Source organism: Campylobacter sp., from assembly GCF_030528245.1.
Lineage (GTDB): Bacteria > Campylobacterota > Campylobacteria > Campylobacterales > Campylobacteraceae > Campylobacter_D.
The window spans coordinates 22,623-44,933 of record NZ_JAUMZG010000003.1; the positions used below are offsets into that span (position 1 = coordinate 22,623).

A 22,311-nucleotide genomic window follows, 5' to 3' on the forward strand; every position below is an offset into this window, starting at 1 on the left:
TTCATTCTTTGTTTTCTCTCGTGAGGGGCCTGACCTGGGGCTGGTTGAGGTCGATCATGGGCACGATTTTGTTGTGCTGAGGGGGGTTTTTGAGGGGGGTTGTGTTAGGGTCTAGAAATTCAACCAAGAGCCTAGAATCTTTATCTTCAACATAAACGTTAAAGGTCGCGATGCCTTTTTTGTAGTCGTAAAATTCCAAGATCAAACGCGCCCTATCCAGGGGTGGATTTTTGTAGTCGGGGATGAGGCTTTGGGTGGCCCAGTCTAAATTCCTGCGCAAAGAAAGGACAAATTGGCGCGGGAATTTTCTATACTTAGAATGCACGATGATGTTGGTGTTGTCAAAAAGCGTCCAGTAAAAGTCAAAATTTTGCACCTCCTCCTCAAAACCAAGCTCTTTGATTTGCACACTCGCCTTCTGATCCTTTTTAAGCTCAAATTTATAGGTGTAATCAAAGCTAGGACTTGAGGCGCCAAGGCTCAAAAGCAGGGTAAAAAGCAGGGCAAAAATCCGCATCTAGCCCTCGTGTCCGAGTATTTTCGCGCCCAGCTCGATGAAGAGGTCGTTTTGCCTCTGTGCGATGAGCTCGCCCTCTTCTAAGATGAAATTTTGCACATCTTTCTCGCTGAGGCCCTGTTTTTCCAAAAGCTCCACCATAGCAATATACTCGGCAAAAAAATTCTCAAAGGTCCTCTCCAGGGCGCCAAGATTGCCGTTTTGGATGATTTCTATAAATTTCTCCTTGGGGCCCTTGTTGAGCATCGCGTCTAAAAAATCCATCTTCGTCCCTTTCTTAAAAGCTTGATTATAAAATTTAAGAGTTAAAACTCGTTAATGCCCTCACATAAAGCTCGGCGCATCGTTGGAAAAAAGGATCAAATCGCCATTTTTCGTGTGCCGCTTGAGGGCGGGGATGAGCTCTGCTTTGTCCTTCAAAATGAGGGTTTTGATTTTGAGCTCCCTTTTAAAAAGCGCGGCGTTCGTTTGCGCGGTGATGATGGCGCAATCAAAGCTTTCGTTGATGCTTTGCGCTAGGGCTATGTTATCGGCCTCATGCGTCTCAATGATGCCCGGCGTTACTAAAATCTTGCGCCCCTGATAACTCTTACAAAGCGCGTAGCTTTGGCTCATGCCCTTTAAATTTCCATTGAAGCCATCATCAATGATAAATTTAGGCGCCCTTGAAAGCACCTGTAAACGATGCTCCACAGGCCTTAGGCCTTGGATTTTCTGGCGGATTTTATCCAGCCTTACGCCTAAAAATTTCGCGCACAAAATCGCCGCGCAGAGATTTTCTGCATTGAAGGCGCCTAAAATAGGGCTTGAAAAATGCTCCTCCTCCCCCTCCAAAAGCAGGGAAAACTCAAGTCCCTCAAGGCTAGCCCTCACGCGCAAAAGACCCTTGTCGTAAATTTCAGTCTTATCGTCCTCATTTTTGAGGGTGCTAGAATGCAAAAAGGCCCTTTGCAAATTTTTAGAATTCAGGGCTTTGAGCTTGGTCGCCCTTGTATTTTCTACGCTTTTAAAATACTCCAAATGCGCATTGCCAATCTCCCCCACGATGCAAAATTGGGGCCCTAAAAACGCGCTCAATTCCAAAATATCCCCGCTGGCCCTAGCCCCCGCCTCGGCGATGTAAATTTGAGTCTGGGGGCTTAAATTTTCGTTGATGTCTTTTACGATACCCATCAGGGTATTGACACTGCGGGGACTTTTTTGGGTTTTAAAATCCTCACAAAGAAGCTCGTAGAGGAAATTTTTGATGCTGGTCTTGCCAAAACTTGCGGTGATGAGGATGATTTTTAGATCGGGATGGAGCTTGTTTTTTGCCTTTTTTTTGAAATGAAGGGCCTGAAAGAGGTCCAAAATTTTAAGGCTAAGCAAGGCGAGGGGGAGGGTTAGGAGATTGAAAAGAAAGGAAAATTCTAAAGATAAAATGGCAAAACAAAGCGCATAAAGGCACACGAAGATGAAAAACCATCGCACTTTAGGAGTGAAGATGAGCTTTTTGTCGAGCTTTTTGTTCCAAAAATACAAAAGCGGCGCGTGGATGAGGACAAAATACGCCAAAGCCAACCACGAAAAGCCCAAGGCGGTCAAAAAAACGACACAGGGCAGGGCCAGAAAATACACATGCCAAAGCGGTCTGTGGTAGTGGAAAATGAGGCGTGAAAGCTTGTAAGAATACCACTGCAAGGCGGTGATGAGGTAAAAGGCTAGGCAGAGATTGAAAAGCAAAACGCCGAAGTAGTAGGGCAGGGTTTGTGCCATCAAAGCTCCTTTTTGATGATGCGAGCGATGTGCGGAGCGTGGCGTAAAAAGAAAAAATGATCCCCATCAAGCGGGTGAAAGGAGCTTTTTGAGATGAGCTTGTGGATGCACTCGCCGCTGCTAAGGGGCGTGGCGGCGTCCTCTTTGCCCCAAAAAATCAGGGCTTTTTGCGAGAAATTTTCAAAAACAGAGCGAAAATCCTCATCCACAACCCTCTTAAAGGTCTCATACATCAGCGGACTAAGCCCTGCGCCGTCTTTGCTAGCAAAAAGGCGCCACAGCTTCCCGAGTCCTAGAATTTTGAGCCTTTTGAAGAGGGCGATTTTGAGCCGGACCTGGAAGGATTTTCGCACGGGGATGCCAGCACTGGAGAGCAGGATGAGGGGGGTTTTGTTTTGTGTGGCTAGGAGCGTGGCGATCTTCCCTCCGAAAGAATGCCCCATGAAGCAGTCGATTTTAAATTTTTTTTGCCGTAAAAATTCCTGCACGATGAGGGCGTAATCCTCACTTTGCAAGGCCCTCTGCACGCTAGAATTTCCAAAACCGGGCAGATCCAAATAAATTTGACAAACTCCCCCCAAGCACCCCCCAAACGCCCCGCTCATCAGCTCTTTACTTGCTCCCCAGCCGTGGAGGATGAGGATTTTTTTCTCCCGCTCTGGGGCGAAAATTTCATAAGAAAGCTCGTAAGCCAAATTTTCAAAAAAAATCGTGCTTCGCGCCATTTTAAGCCTTTTGATTTTTGTAGATATTTTCCAAAAGCTCCACGGCGTTTTGTAGCCTTTCAAATTCTTTCATGCTGAGTAAAACGGCTTCGAATTTGTTATTTTTAAGGATGACGATCTTGCCCGAATCGCTTTTTTTGAGCCTATCTAAAATGGGGCTAAAATTCCTCACAAGCTCGGTGGCGGTGTGAATTTCGTCTTGTTTGAAAGAAAGCATTACAATTTGCCCTTTTGGCCGCTGATGGAATGGAGAAAATCGTAACGGATTGCAATTTTTGCCTCATTACAAGCGCTGCGGGCTAGCCCCTCCACCACGCCGTTAAAGTCCTCAAAAAGATAGTGCGCTAGGGATCCTGGGCAGGGGTTGATTTCGTTGAGATGGACCTCCCCATTTAGGATGAAAAAATCACACCGTATCAAAGCGCCCTTAAAAAGCGGGTTGTAAATTTTAGCAAAGGTCGTTTTTAGCTTGTTTTTAAGCCCCTCATCCAAGGGCGCTTCCTGAATTTTACCCGTGCCCGAAAAGCTGAGATATTTTTGCTCAAAATCTAAAAATTCCTTTTTTTGAGGCTCTTCAATGATGGAGAAAACGAACTCCTCGCCGATCATGGCCCCTGCGAGATTGTATTCCTTCACATCGCTTTCAAAGGCCTCCACGACAATCGCATCATCAAGCTCAAAGGCCACATCTTTAGCATAGTCCAATCCTTTCGCGTCCTTAGCGATGCTGATGCCTATGCTACTGCCAAGCCTTGCGGGCTTTAAAATGCAGGGAAAGGTCGGCGTGAAATTTTGTGTCTCGTGCTTTCTTAGCATGGTGTAGGGGAGGGTTTTGATGCCTAAATTTTGCGCGTAAAGCTTGGTGAGCTCTTTGTTGAAAGACAAAACGCTAGCCTCAAGGCGAGGCCCGATGAAATTTAGATCAAAAAATTCTAGCAAGGCGGCGATTTTCCCATCCTCTCCGTCGCGCCCGTGAATGAGATTGATAACGCAATCACAAGGCACCCTCCCCTCGCTCAAAAGCCCTTTTTTGTAAAAGCCTCCCCGTTTTAGGATGAGTTTTTTTTCCTCCGTGTAGGCTTTGGAGCTGAAAATTTTCGCGTTCATTTTGGAGGCTGGGATGAGGTAAAAATCCCTCTTCGCATCACAAAAGATGAATTCCAAAGGCGCGTTGAGGATTTTTTGAAGCACCACGGCGCTAATGATGCTGATTTCATGCTCGTAAGAATTCCCGCCAAAAAGTATTGCAAATCTCATTTTCCGTCCTTAGGCGAGTTTTTTCAGGGCCTCTTTGACAAGCTCGCCCGTGTCCTTAGCCGTGCAGGAGGATAGGACGCTTAGGATTTTATCCTGCTTGAAGCCCAGACTCAGCAGGGCTGCTAGGGCACTAGCACTCTCATCGCTCACGCTACTTAGGGCTGCTTTGGCGCCTTCTAGCTCGACAAGGATGCGCTTGGCGCTTTTTGCACCGATGCCCGGCACCTTTTTAAAAAGGCTCTCATCGCCCAAAGTGAGGGCCTTGTAAAAGCTGTCGGTATCAAGGCTTGAGCACACTGCCATCGCGGTCGTAGCGCCGATGCCATTGACCCTAAGGAGCATTTCAAAAATTTTCTGCTCCTCCCTGTCCAAAAAGCCGTAAAATTTATGCGAGTCCTCCTTGATGATGGGCGTGATAAAAAGCTCATAAGACCTGCCTTTTTCAAGCTTTGCAGCGCAAAAAAGCGAGACAAAGACCCCATAGCTCACGCCGCTTTGGCATTTGAGCACGATGAAGGTTGGTTCTTTTTGGGTGATTATCCCTTCGATGGCGACGACCATTTCACATCCTCCTCTTCGTAGTTTGAACCCTGCACAAGCTCCACGCCCCCCCCATCGTTTGGATCTTTTTGGATCGTGATGCGCTTGGCCCTTTCCTCACCCGCCTCGGGGACGAAGGTGAGATCTTTCTTCGGGGCAAGGAGGCTGAATTTGATCTCATTCATATCGCTAAACGCGCCGCTTTTGTTGATGAATTTGGCGTTGAAAAGCTCATTTTGCAGCTCTAGCAACTCCTCATTAAGCGCCTCCCTTTGCTCCAAAAGTGCCCTTTCTGAAAGCTGGATTTTACCAAGCTCTTGAGTCAGCAGGGCGTAATCTTGCAGCATTTTTTGATAATTCGCCGGGACCTTCTGCCCCGAATTTTTAAGCGCTTGCACCTTTTTTTCAAGCTCTTGCACCGCGTTTTTGGAGGCGTTTAAATTTTGCTTGAGCAAAACGCCTTTTCGCTTGAGGCTTGCAAGCTCGCTTTCTATATTTTTTAAATTTTCATCGTAATTTTTTTCCATTTTGACCCGGGCGTTGAATTTATTATTTTCCCCCTCAAAACGCTCCACAATGGCACTTTCATAAAAGGCTATCGTATTGTTCGCGGCAAGGCTTTCGATGTAAATTCTATCCGCCTCGATGCTCCCGCCCAAGCTTTTTTTGATCCGCACCTCATAGGCCTTGACCCTCCCTCCCTCGAGCAAGTCTATGCTCAGTTTATCGCCCTCAGCAAAGCCTCTGTGCGTTTTGATATAGCCCTCTTTGGCGTGAATTTTAGCCTTAGTGTGCGTCGTGCCATCGATCCTCAGTCGCGTGGCGCTTAGGTGCGTGTTGCCCGCCACACTGCCATTGACATTGAGCTCCTCGCATTCTATCCGCACTCCAGAGCCCACCGCATCTTGTATTTCTGAGACCAGTCTTATGTTGATTTTGACATTTTTATCCAGTCCCGCGCGGATGATGCCCACGCTTTTAAAATCCACGCCGTTAAAATCCAGCTCGTTGGCGATGTCGTAATTGGAGCCATTTTCTGCTATGAAGCCCTTTCTGGTCGTGATATACTGAGTGCAATCCTCCTTTTCCTCCACCCTGAAGGCACTTGAGCAAGAAAATGTGATTTTATTTTCCTTAGCCTCCAAAACCTTTAAAGTTTGCAAATTTAAATTTTTGCCCTCCTTGCCGCTCTTGGCCTTGTAGTGCTTGAGAGCGATCTCATTTTCATCCACCCCAACGATGCCCGTGCGTTTTTCATCCATCGTAGCACCACTCATCCTTTCTCGGTAGCTTAAAACGAGCTTTTCATCCTGACTGTGAGTGGGATTGATGCCCCTTGCTACAGGGATGTAAATGATTTCTTTTAGAGGGCTATTTTTGTGCTTGAGGGTGAGGTCTAAAAGGCCCTGTTTGAAGTCAAAAACGCGAATTCCTATGAGGAATTTCAATTTCAGCATTTTTTTGTAGATATTTTGCAAAAGCTTGATGGCAAGCCTGTCCTCGTAGCCAAAGGCTCTAAAATCAATCTTTGCGATGATTTTGGTTAAATTTTTATTCGCCACGAGCTGGATGGCGTTTGCGAGCACGTCCTGAGAAAGCTTGGTGATTTCGATCTTATACTCTTGCTTGATTTGCAAATCATCCCTCAAAAACACATCATCTTTTTCAAAAAGCACGAGCTCTTTTTCACTGATTTTCTGCCACTCTTGATTGCCGAAGCGATACTGGGTCGAAAAGGCGAGAAGATTAAAATCCAGCTCCCCGACACTGATGCCCGTCCTTGAAGCCACTCCAAGCATTTCTTTGTGGGGGTTTTCTGTGTAGGAGACGATTTTTTCTTCCAAAATTTGCTTCCTTGGTCGTTTTGATTTAATTGTAATCAAGTTTAGTTAAAATAGCCCCTTTAATTTCGTCTTATTTTTGTTTTTTATGAAAAATTTGGTACTCAAAAATTGCATCATCAATGCCCTGGGGATTTTGTTTTCACGCGTTTTAGGACTGGCTAGGGATGTTTTGATCGCTCTTTTTTTAGGCGCAGGAATTCATAGCGACATCTTTTTTGTCGCGCTCAAAATGCCCGCTTTCTTCCGTCGCATCTTCGCAGAAGGAGCCTTTGGGCAGAGCTTCTTGCCCAATTTCACCCGCGCGCGAAAAAAGGGCGCCTTTTGCCTCTGCGTCCTGGCACAATTTAGCACCATCGTCCTCCTGCTTTGCCTTTTGGTGAGCTTTTTCTCCTCCTTTTTCACAAAAATTTTTGCCCTCGGCTTTGACGCCAAAACCCTAGCCCTCGCCTCCCCCCTAGTGGCGATAAATTTTTGGTATTTGCTTTTCATTTTTTGGGTGAGTTTTTTGGGCGCGCTTTTAAATTACAGGCAAAAATTTTTCCTCACCTCCTTTTCAGCAGCCTTGTTTAACCTCAGCATCGTCATCGCCGCCTTCTTCGCAGATAGCACCACTCCCCATCACACCCTCTATATTTTCTCCTACGCGACCGTTTTAAGCGGAGTAGCCCAGCTTGTTTTGCATCTTTACATCCTGCGGCAAAGTCCCATATTCAAAGCCATGCGTCTAAGCCTGAAATTTAAGCGATACAAAGCCAGCCTCAAGGGCTTTTATGGTAATTTCTCCCACGGAGTGCTCGGCGCATCAGCCACGCAAATAGGCTCACTCCTAGACACCACCATCGCTAGCTTTCTCATCAGCGGGAGCATCTCCTACCTCTACTACGCCAACCGCGTTTTCCAGCTACCCCTAGCCCTTTTTGCCATAGCCCTCACCCAAGTAAGCTTTCCTAAAATTCTAAAACTTTTAAAGGCTAAAACCGAAAAAGATGCCCTAAAATTCATGCAAAAATCCCTCGCCATCCTAACCCTACTCTTACTGCTTTCAACCCTCATCGGCGTGATTTTTTCCCTTGAAATTTCGCGCCTTTTGTTCGAGCGGGGGAATTTCACGCACGAGGATAGCATTTTGACCGCCTCTGTCTTAAGCGCCTATTTGCTGGGCCTCCTGCCCTTTGGTTTGCAAAAACTCCTCTCCCTGTGGCTTTATGCAAAATTGCAGCAAAAGCAAGCCGCCCTCATCGCCATCAAGGCTCTGTTTTTGAGTGCTTTTTTGTCCGTGGGGCTTATTTTTTGCATTGAGGATGAAAATTTAAAGGTTTTGGCCGTGGCGCTTTCTAGTTCATTAAGCGCTTTTTACCTGCTTTTTGCCAGCGTGAAAGCCTTCGGTTTTAAGCAATTTTTTGCCTTAATTTCTCTAAAATTTAGCCTCTTAAGCCTTTTGTTTTTATCCCTTTTTGGTCTTTTGTTGTGGGAGGGGAAAAGCTGGATCATCGGGCTTTTTGTTGGAATTTTTACGAGCATAACGGGAGGATTTAATGCAGCTTTTTGACAGCGCCTTGAAAGAAAAAATACCCCTCAATGAAGAAAAAATCAACCTCTACCTTTGCGGCCCGACCGTGTATGATGATGCGCACCTTGGGCACGCTAGGAGCAGCGTTTGCTTTGATTTACTGCGGCGGGTTTTGTTGGCGCTAGGACGGCGGGTGAGCTTTGCTCGAAACTACACCGACATTGACGATAAAATTTTAAAAAAAATGCAAGAAAGCGGGCAGAGTTTGGAGCAAGTGAGCGAATTTTACATCGCAAGCTACGAGCGGGATATGAGGGCTTTGAGGGTTATGGAGCCTGATTTTAAGCCCCGAGCGACCCACTTCATCAAGGCGATGATAAGCCTCATCGAAAATTTGCAAAAGCGAGACTTTGCCTACGTTTTGGAGGATGGGATTTATTTTGATGTGAGCAAGGATGCGGATTATTTCAGTCTTTCAAAAAGGCAGAGCGAGGAAAATTTAAGCCGACTTTCAGGCAACAGTGCGAAAAAAAATGCCAGCGATTTTGTGCTGTGGAAATTTGACGCGGCCTTTTACGAGGCGCCTTTTGGCAGGGGTAGGCCGGGCTGGCATACTGAGTGCGTGGCGATGATTGAGAGCCTTTTTGAGGATGGGCTTGACATCCACGCTGGGGGGGCGGATCTGCTTTTTCCGCATCACGAAAACGAAGCCGCCCAGTGCCGCTGCGCCTGGGGCAAAAATTTGGCAAAAAGTTGGCTGCACAATGGCTTTGTGAAAATGCACGGGGAAAAGATGAGCAAAAGCCTCAACAATAGCTTTTTCCTCAAGGACGCCCTCAGGGAATTTCACGGCGAAGTTTTGCGCTTTTATCTCTTGGGCACGCATTACCGGGCGCATTTTAACTACTCAAGGCCGGATTTGATGGCGGCTAAGAGGCGTTTGGATAAATTTTATCGCCTAAAAAAAAGGCTGAATTTGGCAGGATTTGATGAGGATTTTGCTGGCCTTAGCGCCCCCATTTCGGGGCAAATTTTAGCCTGCTTGAGCGATGATTTGAACATTTCCAAGGCCCTAGCCCTCTTGGATGAATTTTTAAATTCCGCCAATGCCGCCCTGGATAAGGAGCCCAAAAATAAAGCTTTAAAGCAGGATTTGACGGGGTCCTTGCAAGAGCTTGCCTCCATTTTTGGCTTTGGTTTTTTGAGCGGGGAGGATTATTTTCAGTGGGGCGTGAGCAAGGAGCGACGCGAGGGCATTGAGGCGCGCATTTTGCAAAGGGCTGAGGCGAAAAAAAATAGAGACTTTCAAAGAGCGGACGCGCTCAGGGCCGAGCTGGCCGCGGAGGGCATCGTGCTTTTGGACACGCCACAGGGTGTGGTTTGGGAAGTGGATGATGAAGCTTAGGGAGGTTTTGGGTCGCTTTAGCCCCTACTACAGGCAGTATTGGAGGCATTTTGCTCTGGGAATTTTAGGGATGTTCTTATCCGCCCTTGGCACGGCTGGGAGTTTTCAGGCCCTGCAGCCGATTTTGGATTATATCTTCGTGCAAAAAAGGCTCGATCTGCTCTACATCGTGCCTTTTTTTCTCGTTTTTGCCTATTTTTTGAAAAATTTGGGCGCGTATATGCAGACCTTTTACATCGCTTATGTGGGGACAAGGGTGCTTAAAAACCTAAGAGAGCGGGTTTTGGAAAATCTTTTGCGTCTGGATCTTACCTTTTTCAAAAAGCACAAAAGTGGCGAGCTCATCAGCCGCTCGACCAACGACATCGGCGCCTTGCAGAGCATCGTTTCAAACATCATCCCAGATTTTTTGCGCGAGGCCATGACGACGGTGGGACTTTTGGCGGTGGTGATTTACAATAGCCCCAAGCTCGCCCTCATCGCCCTCATCGCCCTGCCTTGCGCGATTTTGCCCCTGGTTTATCTGGCAAGGAGGCTTAGAATTTACGCCAAAAGGACTCAGGAAAGCAATGCCGACCTGCTTGCGATTTTGAACGAAATTTTTTCCAACATCGAGCTCATCAAGCTCTCAAGCGCCGAAAAGCGGGAGCGGGATAAATTTGACCTGCCCAATGAAAGCCTTTGCAAGGCCACGCTCAAAAACACTCGCATCGACGCCCTCATAAGCCCCATGATGGAGATGATCGGCGCGCTCGGCGTGGCGGTGGTGATCCTCATCGGCGGCCGCGAGGTGATCGGGGGGGAGCTGAGTGCTGGCGCCTTCATCGCCTTCATCGCGGCGCTTTTTGGGGCCTACACGCCCATAAAGCGCCTCACTTCACTTTACGGCAGGCTTCAAATGGCCGTGGTCGCAAGCGAGCGGACCTTTTACCTTTTGGACTTGGAGCCTGAAATTTTGGGCGGTCCTTGCGAGCTGCCTCCCCTTTCTGCGCTAGAATTTCGCGATGTGCATTTTGCCTACGAGGGTCAAAGCGAGCTTTTAAGAGGCGTGAATTTTTGCCTCAAAAGGGGGGAAATTCTAGCCCTTGTGGGGGAGAGTGGGGGCGGGAAATCCTCCATCATCGGGCTGATTTTGCATTTTTTTGCTAAAAATGCGGGGGAAATTCTGCTAAACGGCGAGGGCATTGAAAATTTCAGCCTCAAATCCCTGCGCTCACGCATAGGTCTGGTCACGCAAAATATTTACATTTTCAACGAGAGCGTCGCGCAAAATGTAGCCTACGGGGAGGATTTGAGTGAGGAGAGGGTGCTGTGGGCACTCAGGGCGGCGAATGCTTATGATTTTGTGGAGAAAATGGGCGGCATTCACACCCCGCTTTTGGAAAATGGCAAAAATTTAAGCGGGGGGCAAAAGCAGCGCATCGCCATCGCCAGAGCCCTGTATAAAAGGCCTGATTTGTTGATTTTTGACGAGGCGACTTCGGCCCTGGATAACGAAAGTGAAAGGGCCATCATCCAAAGCATCGAGGCGCTGAAAAAGGACAGGCTCATCCTGATAGTCGCGCACCGCCTAAGCACCATAGAAAATGCCGATAAAATCGCCGTGATGGAGGGGGGCAGGATCGTGGCGTGCGGGAGTGATGGGGAGCTTTTGCAAAACTGCGCGCTTTATCAAAAATTCAAAAATAAGGGTCGCTGCGATGCTAAATTTTAACAATTTTAGCTAAGATAATGGGCTTATAAAGGATGAAGATGGATTATGATTTTTTCAAACCCTTGCTGTTTAAATTGGAGCCCGAAAATGCCCATCGCTTGGTGGAATTCTCACTCAGAGCCCTCAATGCATTTTATCCGGGGGGCCTGAGTCTCCTTGCTCACAAGTATATTTTTAGCGATGAGGCTTTGAAGCAAAATTTGCTGGGGCTTGAGTTTGCTAATCCTGTCGGGCTAGCGGGGGGTTTTGATAAAAACGCCACGATGCTAAGAGGCCTAGCGGCTTTGGGCTTTGGCTTTTTGGAGTGTGGCACCTTGACGCCTAGGGCACAAGAGGGCAATGAAAAACCCCGCCTGTTCCGCCTCACTTCGCAAGAAAGCTTACAAAATGCGATGGGCTTTAACAACGATGGGGGCGAAAAAATCGCTTCGCGACTTGCGAAAATTCATCCCTTTGTCCTGCCCTTGGGAGCCAACATCGGCAAAAACAAAGACACGAGCCATGAGGCGGCTTTGGAGGATTATCTCGGCCTTTTGCGCACTTTTAAGCATTTGTGCGATTATTTTGTCATCAACATTTCCTCGCCCAACACGCAGAATTTAAGGGCCCTGCAAAACGATGGCTTTCTTAGTGACCTACTTGAGGAGGCGCGAAAGATTAGCTCTGTGCCCGTTTTGATTAAAATCGCGCCCGATATGCCCGTGCCTGAGGCCATAAAGCTTTGTCAAAACGCCATAGAAAAGGGCGCTAGTGGCTTCATCATCGCCAACACCAGCACGGATTACTCCCTTTTGGACACTCCCCGCACTTTCGGGGGGCTTAGCGGGAGACTTATCGCTAAAAAAAGCGGGATTTTCTTTGAAAATTTAGCCCGTGAGCTTTTTGGTAAAACCCTACTCATCGCAAGCGGGGGGATCGACAGTGCGCAAGAAGCTTGGGGGAGGATTAAAAGCGGGGCCCATCTGGTGCAAATTTACACGGGCTTGGTTTTTAGGGGTCCTGGCCTTGTGAGGAGGATCAACGAAGGACTCGCCGTGCTTTTGAAAAAGGAGGGCTTTTTGCATCTTAGCGAGGCGGTGGGGGTGAATTTAAGATGATCGCTTATGAAAAGCAGATTTTAAAAAATAAGCTTGAGGTCTATGCCCTGCCCGTAAATAAGGGCAGCGGAGTCATTAGCGTGGATGTATTTTACAAGGTGGGTTCGCGTAATGAGGTTCTGGGAAAAAGTGGCATCGCACATATGCTAGAGCATCTTAATTTTAAAAGCACGAAAAATTTAAAGGCGGGGGAATTTGACGCGGTGGTGAAGGGCTTTGGCGGCGTGGATAATGCCAGCACGAGCTTTGATCACACGCATTATTACATCAAATGTTCGAGAACACATTTGAACAAGGCTTTGGAGCTTTTTGCCGAGCTTATGGCGAATTTGGAGCTCAAAGATGAGGAATTTCAGCCCGAGCGGCAGGTGGTTTTGGAGGAGAGGCGGTGGCGCACGGACAACAATCCGCTTGGGTATTTATACTTTCGCCTCTTCAACCACGCCTTCATTTACCATCCCTACCACTGGACGCCGATAGGCTTTTTTAGGGACATTGAAAGCTGGAGCATCGAGGACATTAGGGATTTTCACGCGACCTTTTACCAGCCCAAAAATGCGATTTTGCTCGTGAGCGGGGATGTTGAGGCGCGGGAGGTTTTTGCGGGGGCGAGGCGGCATTTTGAGGGCATTAAAAACACCAAGGCCCTGCCTAAAATCCACACCAAAGAGCCGCGCCAAGATGGCGCCAGACGTGCCGAGCTTTTCAAAGACGGCGGCACGGAGCTTTTGGCACTGGCTTACAAAATCCCCCCTTTTAAGCATAAGGACATCCCAGCACTCCATGCTCTATCGGAGCTTTTGGGTAGTGGCAAGAGCGCGCTTTTGAGCGAAATTTTAATGGACAAATTGGGCTTGATTAATGAATTTTACTGCTTTGTCAATGACAGCGTGGATGAGAGTTTGTTCATCTTCATCGCCAATTGCAATTTAGGCATTAAAGCCGAGCGGGTGGAGCGGGAGCTGCTTAAAATTTTAGAGAAAATCAAGCGGGGTAAAATTTCTAGCAAGGACCTGCAAAAAGTGAAAAACAATGTCAGGAGCGACTTTATCTTTTCTTTCAACAATGCCTCTTCGGTTTCGAGCATTTATGGTTCTTTCTTGGCGCGGGGGGATTTGAAGCCGCTTTTAAATTATGAGAAAAATGTTGAAAATTTAAGCTTGGAGGATTTGATTGGAGCGGCGAAAAAATATTTTGTCGCAAAGAATTCCACGACTTTGATTTTGAGAAAGGACAAAAATGGATAAAAGCATCATCATCGGCGCGATGACAGCCCTCATCACACCCTTTAAGAATGGGAATTTGGATGTGGTCTGCTATGAAAAATTGATCAAAAGACAGATTGCAAACGGCATAGCCGCAGTGGTGCCGGTGGGCACGACAGGCGAGAGTGCGACCCTTACTCATGAGGAGCATAGGCAGTGCATTGAAATCGCCGTGAGCGCGTGTAAAAATACGGGGGTGAAGGTTTTGGCCGGAGCGGGGAGCAATGCCACTCACGAGGCGGTGGGCTTGGCGCAGTTTGCGGCAAAATGCGGCGCGGATGGAATTTTAAGCGTAACGCCATATTATAACAAACCCACTCAAGAGGGTTTATACCAGCACTATAAATCTATAGCTAATAGCGTAGAAATTCCTGTGCTTTTATACAATGTCCCCGCGCGCACGGGCTGTGAGATAGCCACGGATACGGCGATAAGGCTTTTTAGGGATTGTGAAAATATTTACGGCATCAAGGAGGCGAGCGGGAGCATCGATAAATGCGTGGATTTGCTTGCTCAAGAGCCTGAAATGGCGCTGATTTCTGGCGATGATGCGATCAATTATCCCATACTTTCTAACGGAGGTCGGGGGGTGATTTCTGTGAGCGCGAATTTACTGCCCGATAAGATCAGTGAGCTGACAAAGATGGCCTTGGCGGAGGATTTTAAGGGGGCGAAAAAAATCAACGACGAGCTTTATGCCATCAATAAAATTTTATTTTGCGAGAGCAATCCCATCCCCATCAAAACGGCGATGTTTATCGCAGGCCTCATAGACAGCCTAGAATTTAGGCTTCCGCTTTGTCCACCGAGCGGGGATAATCGCCTCAAAATAGAAAAAGTTATGCAAAAATACACCATCAAAGGATTTTAATGGAATTTCAAAACAAAACTTTAGTCATCAGTGGGGGCACTAGGGGTATAGGCAGGGCTATCGTGTATGAATTTGCAAAAGAGGGCGCCAACATCGCTTTCACTTACAATGCCAATGCCCAGATTGCTGAGGATATGGTGAGGGATTTGGAGGCCAATTACAAAATCAAAGCCAGAGCTTACGCCTTTAATATCCTCGAGCCTGAGACTTACAAGGAGCTTTTTGAGAGCATTGATGCGGATTTTGATCGGGTAGATTTTTTCATCTCCAACGCCATCATTTCAGGGCGCTCAGTCGTGGGTGGCTATACGAAATTTATGAAACTCAAGCCTCGCGGCATCAATAATATCTTTACCGCTACGGTTAATGCCTTTGTCGTCGGGGCGCAAGAGGCGGCTAAAAGGATGGAGAAAGTGGGTGGGGGCAGCATCATCTCCATCTCATCGACGGGGAATTTGGTGCATATCGAAAACTACGCCGGACACGGCACGGCTAAGGCTGCGGTGGAGGCTATGGCGAGGTATGCTGCGACGGAGCTTGGGGACAAAAACATTCGCGTGAATGTCGTAAGCGGCGGACCCATCGACACGGATGCGCTCAAGGCTTTTACGAATTATGAAGAAGTCAAGCAAGCAACGATAAATTTAAGCCCGCTCAATCGCATGGGGCAGCCTCAGGATCTGGCCGGAGCTTGTCTTTTCCTTTGCTCGAGCAAGGCAAGCTGGGTAACGGGACATACTTTCATCGTAGATGGCGGAACAACTTTTAAATGAGCAAAAAGATGATTTTAATCGCCGGTCCCTGTGTGATAGAAAGTAAAGAATTGGTTTTTAGGGTGGCTGAGCAGTTGCAAGAATGGAACGAAAATGAAGAAATAGAGTTTTATTTCAAGTCCAGTTTTGACAAAGCAAATCGCACGAGCCTAAGCTCCTTTCGCGGTCCGGGTCTTGAGAAGGGGCTTGAAATTCTAGCCGCTGTGAAGGAAAAATTTAAAATGCCCATCCTCACCGACATCCACGAAAGTTTTCAGGCCGCGCCCGTGAGCGAGGTCGCGGATGTGCTGCAAATCCCCGCTTTTTTGTGCCGTCAAACGGACCTGCTCGTTGCCGCGGCAAAAACCCCCGCAAAAATCAACATCAAAAAAGGGCAGTTTTTAAACCCCAGCGATATCAAATACAGCATCAAAAAAGTGCTAGAGACCCGAAACGAAAGCGGCGAGGGCTATGAGTCGGCACGAAAAAATGGCGTCTTTGTCGCCGAGCGGGGCAGTAGCTTTGGCTATGGAAATTTGGTCGTGGACATGCGAAGCCTCGTGATCATGCGCGAATTTGCGCCCGTAATTTTTGACGCGACCCATAGCGTGCAAATGCCAGGAGCCGCAGGAGGCAAAAGCGGTGGAAGGAGTGAATTTGTAGAGCCTCTAGCTAGGGCGGCGGGGGCCGTGGGCGTGGATGGGTATTTTTTTGAGACCCACCTCAACCCCTGCGAGGCGCTTTGTGATGGGGACAATATGCTAAATTTAGAGCGCTTGAGGGCCTGCGTGAAAACGCTTTTGGCCTTGAAAAAATTCATCGATTAAGGAAAAACCATGAAGATTATCGAAGGTCAATTAAAACTTAAGGGCAGTGAAAAAATCGCCCTCATCAATGCGCGGTTCAATCACATCATCACCGATAGACTCGTGGAGGGAGCGAGGGATGCCTTTTTGCGCCACGGCGGGGCGGAGAAAAATTTGGAGCTCATCTTGGTGCCCGGCGCCTTTGAGCTGCCCTTTGCTTTAAAGATGGCGATTGGGAGTCAAAAATTTGATGCGATTTGCTGCCTGGGCGCGGTGATAAGGGGCTCTACGCCGCATTTTGACTACATTTCTGCTGAAACCACGAAGGGCATCGCCAATGTGAGCCTTAGCCACGATGTGCCGGTGAGCTTTGGGGTGCTGACGACCGACACGCTTGAGCAGGCCCTTGAGCGCGCGGGGAGTAAGGCCGGCAATAAGGGCTTTGAGGCGATGCTGGGTTTGATTGAAATGCTGAATTTAAAGAGCCTTTTGGGGAGCTAAAATGGCAACGAGGCATCAGGTGCGCCAAAGCATCGTGTCCCTACTTTACGCCCTTGAATTTAACGAGAAAAACGAGGATTTTGTCGAGGAATTTTTACGCACAAAAAAAATCCGCAACGAGCAAAAAAATTTCACTCTGAGCCTTTATGAGGGGGTTTGTTCAAGCATTGAGGCGCTTGATGAGGCCATCAACCCTCACCTGAATGCAAACACGATGGATCAAATCGGGCATTTGGAAAGGGCGATTTTGAGGCTGGGCGCTTATGAGCTTTTGCACACGCCGACAAGCAAGGCCATCATTATCAACGAAGCCGTGGAGCTGGCAAAGGAGCTCATCGGCGATAATGCACCCAAGTTCATCAACGGAGTGCTGGATGCCCTTGAGGCTGGAAAATGAAGCTTTGCGTGGCCTTGGATCTGGCAAGCAAGGAGCAGTGCCTGAGACTGGCCAAGGAGCTTGAGGGGCTTGATGTTTGGCTTAAAATAGGGCTTAGAAGCTATGTGAGGGACGGCTTTGCCCTCATCGAGGGGCTAAAAAAAATCAACCCGGCGCCCATTTTTTTGGACCTTAAATTTTACGACATCCCCAACACTATGGCCGATGCTTGCGAGGAGTGCCTGAGGCTTGGTGTGGATATGATCAACCTTCACGCGAGTGCGGGAGGCTCGGCGATGGATGCGGTGATGAAGCGGCTCAATCGCCACAAAAAGCGTCCTCTAGTCCTTGGCGTGTCGGCGCTGACGAGCTTTGATGGGGCGGAGTTTTTTGAAATTTATGGACAAAAACTTGATGGGGCCGTGGTGAAACTGGCAAAACTTGCCCATGAAAAAGGACTTGATGGTGTGGTTTGCTCGGTGTTTGAGAGCCTTTTGATCAAAGAAAATACGCAAAATTCTTTCCTCACGCTCACGCCGGGGATCAGGCCCTTTGGTGAGGCGAGTGGGGATCAAAAAAGGGTGGCAAATTTGCAAGAGGCCAAGAAGCAAAAGAGCGATTTTATCGTGGTGGGGCGCCCCATTTATGAGGCCGATGAGCCGAGAAAAATTTGCGAAAAGATCCTCGCGCAACTTTAGTCGCGATTAACGCGGCGTTATTTTTGATGTGGTCAAATCGTGCATCATCGTTATAAGGATTTTCATGCGTATCACTCCTGAAAATTTATACCGCAAAAGGCGAGATTTTATTAAGATGGGCGTGGGGCCATGCTGGGAGCTAGCCTCGTGCAGTCCAAGCTTTTAGCCCTAAATTTTAGCCCGAGCGCGAATGAAGATGGGCTTAAAATCAGTGATGAAAAACTGGCGAATAATTATGTGAATTTTTATGAATTTTCTGTCAATAAAAAAGAAGCAGTCAAACACGCGAAAAATTTCACAACAAAAAATTGGGAAGTTAGCATAGAAGGAGAGGTCGAAAAGCCTTTAAAGCTTGGTATGGAGGACTTTTTAGCCTTTCCTTTGGAGGAGAGGATTTACCGCTTTAGGTGCGTTGAAACTTGGTCGATGGTGGTGCCTTGGGTGGGCTTTGAGCTAAGGCATTTAATAGATAAGGTCAAGCCCACAAGTGAGGCGAAATTTGTGAAATTTACCACGCTTTTTGATAAAAGCCGCTTTCCTGACCAAAACGCCTTTTTTCCAACGCTTAAATATCCCTATGTTGAGGGTTTAAGACTTGATGAGGCGATGAATCCTTTAAGCATTTTAGCCGTAGGTATGTATAAAAAGCCTCTCCTCGCACAAAATGGCGCACCGATACGCCTTGTCGTGCCTTGGAAATATGGCTTTAAAAGCATTAAATCCATAGTCAAAATAGAATTTGTCAAAGAACAGCCTGTTAGCACTTGGCAAGCTTACGCACCTGATGAATACGGCTTTTATGCTAATGTCAATCCAGCAGTCTCTCATCCTAGATGGTCGCAAGCCGATGAAAGAGCCTTAGGAGAGTTTTTCACCAAACCTACGCTTTTATTTAACGGCTATGAAAAAGAGGTCGCGCATTTATATGCAGGTATGGATTTAAGGGCAAATTTTTGAAGCGTTTAAAAGCTAAATTTTATAAAAATTTGGCTTTTATCATTTTTATTTTAAGCCTTATTTTTACCACTTATGCAGCGGTTTATAATGTCTTTTTTGTGGGCTTTGATTTAATTAAAGAGCTTTATTTTTATACAGGCATTTTTGCACTTGTATTTTTACATTTAAGCATTATTTTTTCTCTTTTTAAATTTAAGCCTACAAAAACCTATCCAAAATTATTAGGACTTTTTGGGGGGATTTGGGTTTTTTTACATTTTATCGTGTATTTTGTTTTTTCTAAAAATTTAAGCCTTGTAAAACTTTATGATGATATTAGCAAAAGATTATTTGAGGGCAGTGGCTTTGTAGCCTTTATCATTATTTTTTTAATGTTTTTAAGCTCTTTTAAACGCTTTAAAAAGCTTGAAAACATAAGAAAGCTTGGTTATTTATGTATAGTTATAGCAAGTTATCATTATTTTTTATCCGCAAAAGTTCCGCAGTTTTTTGAGTATCTTGCCTTAAGTCTTGCTTTGTTTTATTTTACCTTGCGTTATACAAAAAGATTTTTTGCTAGATTAAAAAGCTCCCTTTGTTAAACTCACCACCACCAAGCATATCTAAACATAAGGGCGTGAGATCTTATAATATTAGCTGAAGAGAAAATTCCACTATATCCTAAAGAAATATCAGAATCCTTAGTCAAGTCATAAGAAATTCCCCCTTGCACTACTCCATAAAGTCTAGCAATGTCAAGTTCAGCATTTAAGACATTGCTATCAAGATGTAAGGTTCCTTTTGCATCTTTATAGACATTAATAATCGTCCCTAGTGCCACAACTGTTTTAAAACGATTAATCCAAGGAGTTTCATATTTTACCGTAGCGACCGCATCGATGAAATTAAAGTTTTGTGCTAAATAATGCTCCCTTGTGCCTCCTAAGTGATTAAGAGTAAAAGGCTTAGAGTGCATACCTAGATAATTAAAGCCTATTTGAGGAGAGATTTTTGCATCATTTTTAAGATAATGACTTAGTCCCACTCTAGCATTAGCCCCGTATCCAAATACCTTTGCCGTAGAACTAACAGAGCCTATATAACCACGGTAAGCCTTAGTTACATCTCTTTTTATATAATCAATCTTAGTAGTAAGATTCATAAAATAAGTTGTTAAATCATCTTCATAAAAGCTATTTTTATAAGTTAAACCTGCATAATAAGAATTTCCATCTATTTCTAATCTTTGTGCATTAACCTTTTGGTCAACATTTTCAAAGCCTGTATAAATTCCTAAGACTCCATAATCATTTGGAAGTTGTCTTTGTGTAGCGATAAGCATACCTGAGGAATTTGATTTTAATGTCCCTGTCTCACTTCCTAAGTTTGCCCTAAAGTTTTGATAATAAGGAATCACAAAGCTATGATTTTGAGAGTTTTCATCTCTGTGATTGGTGTGGAGTCGTTCTAACTGACTTAAGCTTTTGCCATTTGCATTTACTTCACTTTTTTTACCTGAAACAAAGACTTGAGTTGTTGCTTCTCTTAGCATCCTTGAGAGATTGACATTTCTTACTCTTTGAGAATAAATAATAGATTGTGCTAGGGTTCTACCACTTAGCTCATCTCTATTAATGATAGCTCTATAGCGACCCTTACCCCCGTAATTTTCAAAGGTATAAATGCCTGAAACAGAATAGAGTTTATTGACATCTATACCTTGACCATTATTGATTTTATCTCCTACACTATTGCCGTTTTTATCTGCGATGAGGCTATAAGCATCATAGGTTTCATCTACATCTAAATTATGTGTGCTAACAAAAGCATTTTCTAAGCTAATGTTTGCATAATCTCCATCTACAAGTAAGGCTTTGTTTTTTCTCTCTTCTGCTGTGGTATATTCTTCTTTATTAAAATACCAAATAGGGATATTAAGCTTACCATTATTGTTTTCTATATGGACACCCTTTGTTGTTTTACCTATCTCTCCTATGGTTTGAAAATTTTTTGTCCCTTCAATCCTTCTAAAGTCATTAACAACAGTTAAAGTTCCGCCGTCATTGATGATACCCTTTGTGATTTTGCCTTGATTGTGGATAGTGGCGGTGTTTTTATTTGTAAAGGTAGTGATAGTGCCTTGGTTATTTATCGCTACTCCATTTGTATTATTTAGAGTTGTGATAGTGCCAGCATTGTTAAGTGAGCCGCCTTTAAGATCGAGTTTAGCGATTTCGCCGCCATTATTTACAGAGCCGCCACTAAAATCTAGATCGCTGATTTTACCCTGATTGTTGATAGTTAAGTCATTGTTTGATGTGAGTTTATCGATACTAGCACCACTACTATTATTTACAACGGCACTACCTTGCTTTTTGCTCACATCTAGTGATGATACTGCTCCATTATTAGTAATGTCGCCCTTTTTGTTATCGATAGTGAGTTGTCCGCTAGTGAGTGTGGTAGTAATTGTGCCGCCATTATTGTTAAATGTTACTGTGTTTTCTCCGTTATTATTTTTATCAACGTTGGAGATTAAGCCATCGTATGTGCCTTGAGTTTGATTTTGGAAGCTATTATTAGTAGTAAAGCTTGCTGTTTCTTTATCGCTTGTTAGGGTGATATTATTTATCTCTCCTTTGTATTGTTTAAAGGTTCCATTTTGTAAGACAAGATTATTTACCACGCCATTATGCTCGGCTTGGCTCATATCATCTTTGGCACCTAGGTGGAATTCTCCACCTTGTAGATTTAGAGTCCCTACACTGCCGCCTCTTTGATAGGACTTACCATTTTGGAGATTAAAAGTGCCTATATTGACATTTTTGAAGATTTGAGCGTCACTTGTTGCGGTGGTTTGGTTGAGGGTGCTTATAGTGAGTGTGTCGGTGCCATTTTCATTATTGACCTTTATATTTAGGCGTTCGGCGGTATTGTTTAAAGTGTCTATCGTGCTTTTACCGCCTAGCTTGATTTCAAATTTCACATCGCCTTTAACATCAAAAGTGCCGATGGTAAGATTACGGTTAGTGAGCGCACCGTAACTACCATTCTCCTCCTTCATATTTTGCCAAGGGGCGTTTTCTATCGTTTTTTTATAATCGAATTTAAGGTAATCCACTTGTGCACCTTGCTTAAATTTCCAATTGAGCTGATTAAAGTTCGTGCTATTTTTATAAGCAAGGGCAACGCTTAGATAATAGTAGTGATGCGTCCCAGTGTAATAATTTTCATTATCAGCACTCCACCCTCTTGTGTCCATAAATTGTTTTTTAAATTTTCCTTTTTTTGTAATAGTTCTCCAGTATATGGTATAAACATTATTGTTGCTATTAAATTGATTGATAAGATCGTTTGCGTTATTTTCAGGTGGCATAGGAGTTTGTGCTTGCAATCCTATACATACAAGCGAAATGGCACAAGCGATAGACAGAGGGAGCTTGATACAGGGACTTAAAGAGAGATTATACCCCCCCCCCCCGTGTGAGAGTTTGGTTGAAATTTTTGCATTATTAAACCTCTCATAATTAAGATAAAAATAATTGCAATTATAAAGAAAAATTAACAAAAAGTAAAGAGAAATTTGAAAAATCGTTTTTTTTTTTGTAAAATATGGAAAAATGGGAGTTTTAAAGGGGTAAATGGAGTAAAAGTGGTGGTTAGAGGCAGAATCGAACTGCCGACACGCAGATTTTCAGTCTGCTGCTCTACCGACTGAGCTATCCAACCCCAAAGAAAGATT

The 22,311-nt window shown here is 45.4% G+C and carries 21 protein-coding genes, 1 tRNA gene and 1 pseudogene; 13 read left to right on the top strand and 10 right to left on the bottom strand.

From position 1 onward, the window contains the following. Position 1: 1 nt before the first annotated feature. From Q4A73_RS01160 to Q4A73_RS01195, 8 genes are read right to left on the bottom strand one after another with little or no spacing between them, the layout of a single operon-like run. Positions 2 to 517, bottom strand: coding sequence for an exporting protein (locus Q4A73_RS01160; protein ID WP_303205602.1), 516 nt, complete (start codon positions 515 to 517; stop codon positions 2 to 4). Beyond that, positions 518 to 781: a DUF2018 family protein gene (locus tag Q4A73_RS01165; RefSeq protein ID WP_303205603.1), complete on the bottom strand. Its 264-nt coding sequence runs from the start codon at positions 779 to 781 to the stop codon at positions 518 to 520. A gap of 60 nt (positions 782 to 841) precedes the next feature. Continuing rightward, positions 842 to 2,275: a UDP-N-acetylmuramoyl-tripeptide--D-alanyl-D-alanine ligase gene (locus Q4A73_RS01170; protein WP_303205604.1), complete on the bottom strand. Its 1,434-nt coding sequence runs from the start codon at positions 2,273 to 2,275 to the stop codon at positions 842 to 844. Then, entirely contained in the window at positions 2,272 to 2,997 is a 726-nt protein-coding gene (locus Q4A73_RS01175; RefSeq protein ID WP_303205605.1) for an alpha/beta fold hydrolase, read from the bottom strand. Before Q4A73_RS01175 ends, Q4A73_RS01170 begins: the two co-directional genes overlap by 4 nt. A gap of 1 nt (position 2,998) precedes the next feature. Continuing rightward, the gene (locus Q4A73_RS01180) at positions 2,999 to 3,214 is read right to left on the bottom strand and encodes a type II toxin-antitoxin system Phd/YefM family antitoxin (RefSeq protein ID WP_303205606.1); all 216 of its coding nucleotides are present in this window, start codon (positions 3,212 to 3,214) and stop codon (positions 2,999 to 3,001) included. After that, positions 3,214 to 4,254, bottom strand: coding sequence for a D-alanine--D-alanine ligase (locus tag Q4A73_RS01185; RefSeq protein ID WP_303205607.1), 1,041 nt, complete (start codon positions 4,252 to 4,254; stop codon positions 3,214 to 3,216). The genes Q4A73_RS01180 and Q4A73_RS01185 overlap by 1 nt, the downstream gene beginning before the upstream one ends. Before the next feature lie 9 nt (positions 4,255 to 4,263). Then, positions 4,264 to 4,815 (bottom strand): Holliday junction branch migration protein RuvA, encoded by a 552-nt coding sequence (ruvA, locus tag Q4A73_RS01190; protein ID WP_303205608.1) that lies wholly within the window; start codon positions 4,813 to 4,815, stop codon positions 4,264 to 4,266. Then, the gene (locus tag Q4A73_RS01195) at positions 4,791 to 6,593 is read right to left on the bottom strand and encodes a DUF342 domain-containing protein (protein ID WP_303205646.1); all 1,803 of its coding nucleotides are present in this window, start codon (positions 6,591 to 6,593) and stop codon (positions 4,791 to 4,793) included. The genes ruvA and Q4A73_RS01195 overlap by 25 nt, the downstream gene beginning before the upstream one ends. A gap of 130 nt (positions 6,594 to 6,723) precedes the next feature. On the opposite strand from Q4A73_RS01195, the gene murJ reads away from it, so the two are divergent. The 13 genes and pseudogenes from murJ (at position 6,724) to Q4A73_RS01260 (ending at position 19,171) form a co-directional block, all read left to right on the top strand. After that, a complete protein-coding gene (murJ, locus tag Q4A73_RS01200) occupies positions 6,724 to 8,187 on the top strand; it encodes a murein biosynthesis integral membrane protein MurJ (protein ID WP_303205609.1) in 1,464 nt (487 codons plus the stop codon). Continuing rightward, positions 8,174 to 9,553: a cysteine--tRNA ligase gene (gene cysS / locus Q4A73_RS01205; RefSeq protein ID WP_303205610.1), complete on the top strand. Its 1,380-nt coding sequence runs from the start codon at positions 8,174 to 8,176 to the stop codon at positions 9,551 to 9,553. Before murJ ends, cysS begins: the two co-directional genes overlap by 14 nt. Beyond that, a complete protein-coding gene (locus Q4A73_RS01210; protein ID WP_303205611.1) occupies positions 9,540 to 11,267 on the top strand; it encodes an ABC transporter ATP-binding protein in 1,728 nt (575 codons plus the stop codon). Before cysS ends, Q4A73_RS01210 begins: the two co-directional genes overlap by 14 nt. A 38-nt stretch (positions 11,268 to 11,305) precedes the next feature. Then, a complete protein-coding gene (locus tag Q4A73_RS01215) occupies positions 11,306 to 12,364 on the top strand; it encodes a quinone-dependent dihydroorotate dehydrogenase (protein WP_303205612.1) in 1,059 nt (352 codons plus the stop codon). Next, entirely contained in the window at positions 12,361 to 13,611 is a 1,251-nt protein-coding gene (locus tag Q4A73_RS01220; protein ID WP_303205613.1) for a pitrilysin family protein, read from the top strand. Before Q4A73_RS01215 ends, Q4A73_RS01220 begins: the two co-directional genes overlap by 4 nt. After that, positions 13,604 to 14,500, top strand: coding sequence for a 4-hydroxy-tetrahydrodipicolinate synthase (gene dapA / locus Q4A73_RS01225; protein ID WP_303205614.1), 897 nt, complete (start codon positions 13,604 to 13,606; stop codon positions 14,498 to 14,500). Before Q4A73_RS01220 ends, dapA begins: the two co-directional genes overlap by 8 nt. After that, positions 14,494 to 15,273 carry an enoyl-ACP reductase gene (locus tag Q4A73_RS01230; protein ID WP_303205647.1) on the top strand — a complete coding sequence of 260 codons (780 nt, stop codon included), beginning with the start codon at positions 14,494 to 14,496 and terminating at the stop codon, positions 15,271 to 15,273. The genes dapA and Q4A73_RS01230 overlap by 7 nt, the downstream gene beginning before the upstream one ends. Positions 15,274 to 15,281: 8 nt before the next feature. Next, on the top strand, positions 15,282 to 16,079 hold the full coding sequence (kdsA, locus tag Q4A73_RS01235; RefSeq protein WP_303205615.1) for a 3-deoxy-8-phosphooctulonate synthase: 798 nt from the start codon (positions 15,282 to 15,284) through the stop codon (positions 16,077 to 16,079). A gap of 9 nt (positions 16,080 to 16,088) precedes the next feature. Then, positions 16,089 to 16,559, top strand: coding sequence for a 6,7-dimethyl-8-ribityllumazine synthase (ribH, locus tag Q4A73_RS01240; RefSeq protein WP_303205616.1), 471 nt, complete (start codon positions 16,089 to 16,091; stop codon positions 16,557 to 16,559). 1 nt (position 16,560) lies between these two features. Next, entirely contained in the window at positions 16,561 to 16,956 is a 396-nt protein-coding gene (gene nusB / locus Q4A73_RS01245; RefSeq protein ID WP_303205617.1) for a transcription antitermination factor NusB, read from the top strand. Further along, positions 16,953 to 17,633, top strand: a complete 681-nt coding sequence (gene pyrF, locus Q4A73_RS01250) for an orotidine-5'-phosphate decarboxylase (RefSeq protein WP_368492637.1) — start codon at positions 16,953 to 16,955, stop codon at positions 17,631 to 17,633. Before nusB ends, pyrF begins: the two co-directional genes overlap by 4 nt. 64 nt (positions 17,634 to 17,697) lie before the next feature. After that, positions 17,698 to 18,590, top strand: a pseudogene (msrP, locus tag Q4A73_RS01255) (protein-methionine-sulfoxide reductase catalytic subunit MsrP). Continuing rightward, positions 18,587 to 19,171 carry a ferric reductase-like transmembrane domain-containing protein gene (locus Q4A73_RS01260; RefSeq protein ID WP_303205618.1) on the top strand — a complete coding sequence of 195 codons (585 nt, stop codon included), beginning with the start codon at positions 18,587 to 18,589 and terminating at the stop codon, positions 19,169 to 19,171. The pseudogene msrP and the gene Q4A73_RS01260 overlap by 4 nt, the downstream one beginning before the upstream one ends. Positions 19,172 to 19,173: 2 nt before the next feature. On the opposite strand, the gene Q4A73_RS01265 is transcribed toward Q4A73_RS01260, so the two are convergent. Then, positions 19,174 to 21,963 (bottom strand): hypothetical protein, encoded by a 2,790-nt coding sequence (locus Q4A73_RS01265; RefSeq protein ID WP_303205619.1) that lies wholly within the window; start codon positions 21,961 to 21,963, stop codon positions 19,174 to 19,176. Positions 21,964 to 22,222: 259 nt separating this feature from the next. After that, a tRNA-Phe gene (locus Q4A73_RS01270) sits at positions 22,223 to 22,298 on the bottom strand. Between the last annotated feature and the right edge of the window lie 13 nt (positions 22,299 to 22,311).

What these genes read in the sequence shown, in the direction of transcription:
- Q4A73_RS01185 (WP_303205607.1), bottom strand. Translation starts at nt 4,254, where the DNA reads ATGAGATTTGCAATACTTTTTGGCGGGAATTCTTACGAGCATGAAATC.
- pyrF (WP_368492637.1), top strand. Translation starts at nt 16,953, where the DNA reads ATGAAGCTTTGCGTGGCCTTGGATCTGGCAAGCAAGGAGCAGTGCCTG.
- cysS (WP_303205610.1), top strand. Translation starts at nt 8,174, where the DNA reads ATGCAGCTTTTTGACAGCGCCTTGAAAGAAAAAATACCCCTCAATGAA.
- Q4A73_RS01160 (WP_303205602.1), bottom strand. Translation starts at nt 517, where the DNA reads ATGCGGATTTTTGCCCTGCTTTTTACCCTGCTTTTGAGCCTTGGCGCC.
- Q4A73_RS01195 (WP_303205646.1), bottom strand. Translation starts at nt 6,593, where the DNA reads ATGCTTGGAGTGGCTTCAAGGACGGGCATCAGTGTCGGGGAGCTGGAT.
- nusB (WP_303205617.1), top strand. Translation starts at nt 16,561, where the DNA reads ATGGCAACGAGGCATCAGGTGCGCCAAAGCATCGTGTCCCTACTTTAC.
- kdsA (WP_303205615.1), top strand. Translation starts at nt 15,282, where the DNA reads ATGATTTTAATCGCCGGTCCCTGTGTGATAGAAAGTAAAGAATTGGTT.
- murJ (WP_303205609.1), top strand. Translation starts at nt 6,724, where the DNA reads ATGAAAAATTTGGTACTCAAAAATTGCATCATCAATGCCCTGGGGATT.
- Q4A73_RS01220 (WP_303205613.1), top strand. Translation starts at nt 12,361, where the DNA reads ATGATCGCTTATGAAAAGCAGATTTTAAAAAATAAGCTTGAGGTCTAT.
- dapA (WP_303205614.1), top strand. Translation starts at nt 13,604, where the DNA reads ATGGATAAAAGCATCATCATCGGCGCGATGACAGCCCTCATCACACCC.
- Q4A73_RS01180 (WP_303205606.1), bottom strand. Translation starts at nt 3,214, where the DNA reads ATGCTTTCTTTCAAACAAGACGAAATTCACACCGCCACCGAGCTTGTG.
- Q4A73_RS01175 (WP_303205605.1), bottom strand. Translation starts at nt 2,997, where the DNA reads ATGGCGCGAAGCACGATTTTTTTTGAAAATTTGGCTTACGAGCTTTCT.
- Q4A73_RS01210 (WP_303205611.1), top strand. Translation starts at nt 9,540, where the DNA reads ATGATGAAGCTTAGGGAGGTTTTGGGTCGCTTTAGCCCCTACTACAGG.
- Q4A73_RS01165 (WP_303205603.1), bottom strand. Translation starts at nt 781, where the DNA reads ATGGATTTTTTAGACGCGATGCTCAACAAGGGCCCCAAGGAGAAATTT.
- ruvA (WP_303205608.1), bottom strand. Translation starts at nt 4,815, where the DNA reads ATGGTCGTCGCCATCGAAGGGATAATCACCCAAAAAGAACCAACCTTC.
- Q4A73_RS01215 (WP_303205612.1), top strand. Translation starts at nt 11,306, where the DNA reads ATGGATTATGATTTTTTCAAACCCTTGCTGTTTAAATTGGAGCCCGAA.
- ribH (WP_303205616.1), top strand. Translation starts at nt 16,089, where the DNA reads ATGAAGATTATCGAAGGTCAATTAAAACTTAAGGGCAGTGAAAAAATC.